At 59.9% G+C, this 7,079-nt stretch carries 6 protein-coding genes; all 6 read left to right on the forward strand.

The genetic code is table 11. The features are described from left to right. Positions 1-693 (forward strand): CapA family protein (locus tag QZT71_RS11485; protein ID WP_295916316.1); only part of this gene is annotated, 693 nt, incomplete at its 5' end. Positions 694-802: 109 nt separating this feature from the next. Further along, positions 803-1,381: a rubrerythrin gene (rbr, locus tag QZT71_RS11490; RefSeq protein ID WP_295916319.1), complete on the forward strand. Its 579-nt coding sequence runs from the start codon at positions 803-805 to the stop codon at positions 1,379-1,381. 355 nt (positions 1,382-1,736) lie between these two features. Beyond that, the gene (gene ettA / locus QZT71_RS11495; RefSeq protein ID WP_295916322.1) at positions 1,737-3,410 is read left to right on the forward strand and encodes an energy-dependent translational throttle protein EttA; all 1,674 of its coding nucleotides are present in this window, start codon (positions 1,737-1,739) and stop codon (positions 3,408-3,410) included. A gap of 66 nt (positions 3,411-3,476) precedes the next feature. After that, a complete protein-coding gene (gene hisS, locus QZT71_RS11500) occupies positions 3,477-4,820 on the forward strand; it encodes a histidine--tRNA ligase (RefSeq protein WP_295916324.1) in 1,344 nt (447 codons plus the stop codon). Positions 4,821-4,835: 15 nt separating this feature from the next. Beyond that, on the forward strand, positions 4,836-6,413 hold the full coding sequence (locus tag QZT71_RS11505; protein ID WP_295916328.1) for a S41 family peptidase: 1,578 nt from the start codon (positions 4,836-4,838) through the stop codon (positions 6,411-6,413). A 70-nt stretch (positions 6,414-6,483) separates the two neighbouring features. Further along, positions 6,484-6,798, forward strand: a complete 315-nt coding sequence (locus QZT71_RS11510; RefSeq protein ID WP_295916331.1) for a DUF3276 family protein — start codon at positions 6,484-6,486, stop codon at positions 6,796-6,798. Positions 6,799-7,079 lie beyond the last annotated feature (281 nt).

Here is a 7,079-nt window from a genome sequence, read left to right on the forward strand (position 1 = left end):
GCGAACAACCATTGCTGCGACGGTGGTGCGGCAGGCGTGCATACGACGGTCGCGGAGCTGCTGCGCTGCGGCATCCGCCATACGGGCGTCTTCACCGACAGCCTCGACCGCGCGGCCAACAACCCGCTGTGGCTCGAACGCTACGGCGTACGCTTCGCGCTGCTCAACTATACTTACGGCACCAACGGTATTCCCGTCCCGCACGGGGTGCAAATCAACCTGATTGATACGGTGCGCATGGCCGCCGACCTCGAAGCGGCACGGAACGGCCACCCGGATTGTGTGGCGGTCTGCATCCATTGGGGCAACGAGTACGAGCGGCGGGAGAACGCCGAACAGCGGCGGTTGGCACAATTCCTGCGCAACAACGGCGCAGACCTCGTCATCGGAAGCCATCCGCATGTCGTGCAGCCTTTCGAGGCCGACTCGTCGCACGTAGTGCTCTATTCGCTGGGCAATTTCGTGTCGAACCAGCGCCGCCGCTACTGCGACGGCGGGCTGATTGCCGAAATCGAAGCCGTGAAACACCCCGACGGCCGCATGACCTACACGCTCGACCCGGTACCCGTGTGGGTGGCGATGCCGGGCTACCGCATCATCCCGCCCGAGGTCGGCGACACGATGGCGCTGCCTGCGGCGTACAGCGTATTCCGGGAGGACGTGGCGCGGATGTTCGAACAGACATATAAGTAATCCGAATAGCCCTATAAAAACAAACGATGGGGATTATTTGGCGGTATATCCAAGATTTTGTTATCTTTGCTGTACGGAAATAAACAACACACACTAAACATATAAAGTTATGGAAAAGAGCATCAAAGGTACAAGAACCGAACAGAATCTGCTGAAGGCGTTCGCCGGCGAGAGCCAGGCCCGCAGCCGCTACGTATTCTTCGCGAGCAAGGCCAAGAAAGAGGGATACGAGCAGATTGCAGGTGTCTTTGCCGAAACTGCCGAGCAGGAGAAGGAACACGCAGAGCGTTTCTTCAAATTCCTCGAGGGCGGCGACGTGGAAATCACAGCGAGCTACCCCACCGGCCCGATCGGAACCACGGCCGAAAACCTGCTGGCCGCAGCCAAGGGCGAAAAGGAGGAGTGGGACATTCTCTACCGTGAATTCGGCCGGGTTGCCGAAGAGGAGGGCTTCATCGAAATCGCTACGGCATTCAAGATGATTTCCACCGTCGAGGCCGAGCACGAGCGCCGCTACCTGAAGTTGTTGAGCCGCCTGACGGACGGTAACTTCTTCAAGCGCGACGGCAAAATCTGGTGGCAGTGCCGCAACTGCGGTTTCGTTATCGAAGCCGAGGAGGCTCCGAAACTCTGCCCCGCGTGCAAGCATCCGCAGGCTTACTTCGAGCCCAAGAAAGAGAACTATTAGTCGGATGCGGCTTGCGTGCCGGGCGGTTATCCGCGCCGCGCACCCTGCTGTTCCGGAAAATGCCCCGGCCCCAGTGGCCGGGGCTTGCTTTTTACCGCTGCCGGCCAGTTCGGGAATGCCGGGCGGGGAGTGTCGCCGGTGGCATCGGCCGGCGCGTCTTTCATGCCGGAAAGGGCCGGACGGCGGCAGTCGCCATGCCGGACATTTTCCGCGATGCCGGGGCCGAGGGCCCTTGCCGCACAGGCGGCCGGACTGCCGGATGCACGGCAGATACGCTATTTTTCGCCTTTTATTTCTGAATTTCGCCATTCTGTTGTATCTTTGTCAGAATCTGAAAAAACAGAACTGAAAATATATGGCAGACGAAAAAATCATCTTCTCGATGGTGGGCGTAAGCAAGACGTTCACCAACCAGAAAAAGGTGCTCAACAACATCTACCTCTCTTTTTTCTACGGCGCGAAAATCGGCATCATCGGCCTGAACGGCTCGGGTAAGTCGACGCTGATGAAAATCATTGCAGGCATCGACAAGAATTTCCAGGGCGAAGTGGTCTTCTCTCCGGGCTATACGGTGGGTTACCTCGAGCAGGAACCCAAGCTCGACGATTCGAAGACCGTCCGCGAGGTGGTCGAAGAGGGCTGCGCCCAAACCGTAGCGCTGCTCAAGGAGTACGAAGAAATCAACATGAAACTCTGCGAGCCGATGGACGACGATCAGATGGCGAAACTCATCGAACGGCAGGGCGAGCTGTACGAGCAAATCGACCAGGTCGACGGCTGGGAGCTGGACAGCGTGCTGGAACGCGCGATGGACGCCCTGCGCTGTCCTGATCCGGAGCAGTCGGTGAAAGTGCTGTCGGGCGGTGAGCGCCGCCGCGTGGCCCTGTGCCGCCTGCTGTTGCAGCAGCCCGACGTGCTGCTGCTGGACGAGCCGACCAACCACCTCGACGCCGAGTCGATCGACTGGCTCGAGCAGCATTTGCAGCAGTACAAGGGTACGGTAATCGCCGTGACCCACGACCGCTATTTCCTCGACAACGTGGCGGGCTGGATACTGGAACTCGACCGCGGCGAGGGTATTCCGTGGAAAGGCAACTATTCGGGCTGGCTCGACCAGAAAACCACCCGCATGGCCATGGAGGAGAAGCAGGAGTCGAAGCGCCGCAAGACCCTCGAGCGCGAGCTGGAGTGGGTGCGCATGTCGCCTTCGGGGCGCCACGCCAAGTCGAAAGCCCGTCTTTCGGCCTACGACAAGATGATGAACGAGGATGCCAGGCAAAAGGAAGAAAAACTCGAAATATTCATTCCGAACGGGCCGCGCCTGGGCGACGTGGTAATCGAATCGCACGACGTGTCGAAAGCCTTCGGCGACCGCGTGTTGTACGAACACCTCGACTTCTCGCTGCCGCCCGCAGGCATCGTGGGCGTCATCGGCCCCAACGGTACGGGTAAGACCACCCTCTTCCGCATGATTATGGGATTGGAAGAGCCTACGAGCGGTTCGTTCCGCGTGGGCCCCACCGTGAAGCTGGCTTATGTGGACCAGCAGCACAAGTCGATTGACCCCGAAAAGAGCGTCTACGAGGTCATTTCGGGCGGCGCCGACCTGATTATGCTCGGCAACCGGCAGGTGAACGCCCGCGCATACGTGGCGCGCTTCAACTTCTCGGGCGCCGACCAGGAGAAGAAATGCGGCATGCTCTCGGGCGGCGAGCGCAACCGCCTGCACCTGGCGCTGGCGCTGAAGGAAGAGGGCAACGTCCTGCTGCTGGACGAGCCGACCAACGACATCGACGTCAACACGCTGCGTGCATTGGAGGAGGGCCTCGAGAACTTCGCGGGATGCGCCGTGGTAATCTCCCACGACCGCTGGTTCCTCGACCGTATCGCCACGCATATCCTCTCGTTCGAGGGCGATTCGAAAGTGGTCTTCTACGAGGGCTCGTACAGCGAGTACGAGGAGTGGAAAAAGGCGCAGGGCGGCGACGTGCAGCCCCACCGCGTGAAATACAAGAAGTTAATGGAGTAATACCGGACATTTCCGGCCCAACGATAGAACTCCGGCGCAGGAGTATAAAGTCTGCATACGGCTGTAATGGCACAAAAACCGTCCATACCCAAGGGTACGCGCGACTTCTCCCCCGCGGAGATGATGCGCCGCCAGTATATCTTCGATACAATCAGGGGCGTGTTCCGCACCTACGGATTCGCGCCGCTCGAAACCCCCTCGATGGAGAACCTCTCGACGCTGCTGGGCAAGTACGGCGACGAGGGCGACAAACTGCTCTTCAAAATCCTCAATTCGGGCGACTATGCCGCGGGATTGTCGGACGACGAGGTGCGGCAGGCGTCGAAAATCTGCGAAAAGGGGCTGCGTTACGACCTTACGGTGCCCTTCGCCCGCTATGTCGTGCAGCACCAGGGCGAACTGACGTTTCCGTTCAAGCGTTACCAGATACAGCCCGTATGGCGTGCCGACCGGCCGCAAAAAGGCCGCTACCGCGAGTTCTACCAGTGCGACGTCGACGTGATAGGCACCCGCTCGCTGCTGTGCGAGGTCGAATTGGTCGAGATTGTCGAGCGGGTATTCCGTGCGCTGGGCATCCGCGTACTGCTCAAGATGAACAACCGTAAAATCCTGTTCGGGATTGCCGAAGCCATCGGCCATGCCGACAAGATGATGGATATTACGGTGGCCATCGACAAGCTCGAGAAAATCGGGCTCGAGAACGTGAAGGCCGAGCTGTTGGAGCGCGGGCTTCGCCAGGAGGCAATCGACAAACTGCAACCGATACTCGAGTTAAGTGGCGACAATGCACAAAAACTCACAAAGTTGCGTGAAGTGCTGGCTGTTTCCGGAACGGGACTGAAAGGTATCGAGGAGATGGAAACCGTATTCGATTATGTCGGGCGGCTCGGCATCGGGCTCGACGTGGAGCTCGACCTCTCGCTGGCACGGGGATTGAACTACTATACGGGCGCGATTTTCGAGGTCAAGGCGCTCGATTTCGCCATCGGCTCGATTTGCGGCGGCGGTCGCTACGACGACCTGACCGGAATCTTCGGCATGCCCAACATGTCGGGCGTGGGAATTTCGTTCGGCGCCGACCGTATTTACGACGTGATGACGGGACTCAACCTCTTCCCCGAAGAGGTGAACTGCTCGACGCGGGTGTTCTTTGCGAACCTCGGCACGGAGGAGGAGGCCGCCTCGCTCAGCCTGCTCAAGGCGTTGCGCGACGCCGGCATTGCGGCCGAGATTTACCCCGACTGCGGCAAGATGAAAAAGCAGATGGAGTATGCCAACCGCCGGGGGATTCCCTATGTGGTAATCGTCGGCTCGCAGGAGTTGGAAACGCAGGCCGCGACAGTCAAGGACATGCGTTCGGGCGAGCAGCGGCAGGTGGCATTCGCCGATATTGTAGAATACTTGAAATAAATAACACAACAAGCTATGCGAAAGCTTCTTATGTTTACAGCAATCCTGTTCGTCCTGCCCCTTTCGGCGCAGGATGCCGGGGCTGCGCGGCAGTTGCAGAAGCTGACGCAGGTTTACCGTTATCTCAACGGGCTGTATGTCGACGACGTGGACATGCAGCCGCTCGTCGAGAGCGCCATCACCGGAATGCTCGAGGAGCTTGACCCCCATTCGGCCTATATCGGGGCCGACGAGATGAAAGGCGTGCAGGAGAGCTTCGACGGGGAGTTCAGCGGCATCGGCGTCGAATTCAACATCCTGCGGGATACGATTATCGTGGTCAACACGATTGTCGGGGGCCCGGCCGAGCGGGTCGGGGTGCAGCCCAACGACCGCATCGTGCGCATCGACACGCTGGATGCCGTGGGATTCAAGCAGGCGGATGTGCCCAAGCACCTGCGCGGCAAGATTGGCACGCAGGTCGAAATCGACGTCGTGCGCCACGGGGAGCCCGAACCGCTGCATTTCGTAATCGTACGGGACAAGATTCCGCTCAACACCGTCGATGCGGCCTATATGGCGGCCGACGGAGTCGGATATATCAAGGTCAACCGCTTCGGCCGCACCACGATGCCGGAATTCCGCGAGGCGTTCGGCAAACTCGGTAACCCCGGGAGCCTGATTCTCGATTTGCGGGGAAACGGCGGCGGGCTGCTCGACCAGGCCGTCGAGATGGCGGGATTCTTCCTGCCGAAGGGTGCCCTTATCGTGTCGACCGAGGGACGCGCCGTGCCTCCGATGTCGTTCAGCGCCCCCGCTAACGGCGAAGACCTCGACGGACGGCTGGTCGTGCTGATTGACGAGAATTCGGCGTCGGCCAGCGAAATCGTCGCCGGAGCCGTACAGGACTGGGATCGGGGTATCGTCATCGGCCGCCCCAGTTTCGGCAAGGGGCTGGTGCAGCGCCAGATCGGATTGGGTGACGGTTCGGCGGTACGCATTACCGTAGCCCGCTACCACACCCCTTCGGGCCGTGTCATCCAGCGGCCCTATGAGAAAGGCAAACGCAGGGAATACTACCTCGACCACCTGCGCCGCTACGACGACCCGGTACGCGATTCGCTCGATGCGGAAGCCCCGGAATACCGCACCCTGCGTACGGGGCGGACGGTTTACGGCGGTGGCGGCATCCGCCCCGACCTGCAGATAGAAGCCGACACGGCCGGTTTTTCGACCTACTACGCCAATCTGATCCGCCGCGGCGTGGTCAACGAATTCGTTATTTCCTACATGGATCGCGAACGGGAAGCACTGGCGAAGGCCTACCCTGCTTTCGAAGCGTTCGACGCCGGGTTCGAAGTCGGCGACGGGATGCTCGACGAACTTACGGCGCTCGGCGGCCAGCGGGGCGTGCAGTTCGACGAGGCGGGATTTGCGGCTTCCGCGCCGCTGATGCGGATCCAGCTCAAAGCGCTCGTGGCGCAGCGGCTTTTCGACACGTCCGGATTCTACCGTGTGATGAACCCGGCACAAAACGAGGCATACAAGCGTGCCGTTGCGGTTCTCCGCGACTGGGAACGGGAGGGAATGCCCTTGTTGGAGCCTGAAAAATAGGCGGAAGTTTGGAGTTGTCCGTTATTTTGTTTATATTCGTTTAAACAAACAACCCAAAAACACTTGCGCCATGACACCTCAAACAACAATCCGCAGGGATACGGATGACTACGGAGATCAGATACTGACCAAAGCAGTCAAAGCCGGCCGCCGCACCTATTTTTTCGACGTGCGGGCAACCCGCGGCGACGATTATTTCCTGACGATAACCGAAAGCCGCAAGGTGCAGAATCCCGACGGGAACTACACCTACGATCGGCATAAGATTTTTCTATACAAGGAGGATTTCGAGAAGTTCTCGGACGGCCTGGCCGAAGTCGTGGACTTTATCCGCCGCAGCAAGCCCGAGTTTTTCGAACGCCGGCGCGAGGCGGTCGAAGGATGACAGCGGCGCCGATACGACGCCAATCATACTGCGTAGCGAATGCACGGTTGCCGGATTCCGGCAACCGTGCATCGTTTTTACGGCTGGAGCCCGGGAAATGCGGCATCGGCCGCAGGGCGTCGCAACACCGTAAACCGGCCGGGGACATGAACGACCGGATGGGACGGCGTACGGGGCATGGAAAGGCGCGGCCTTCTGCACCTCCGCACCGCCATTGCCGGCACAGGTGCGGAGGTATGTGCCGCAAGGCGCCTGCAGGATGTCGGCCCAACCGGCGCCAG

Origin of the sequence: uncultured Alistipes sp., from assembly GCF_902388705.1 — a bacterium.
Lineage (GTDB): Bacteria > Bacteroidota > Bacteroidia > Bacteroidales > Rikenellaceae > Alistipes.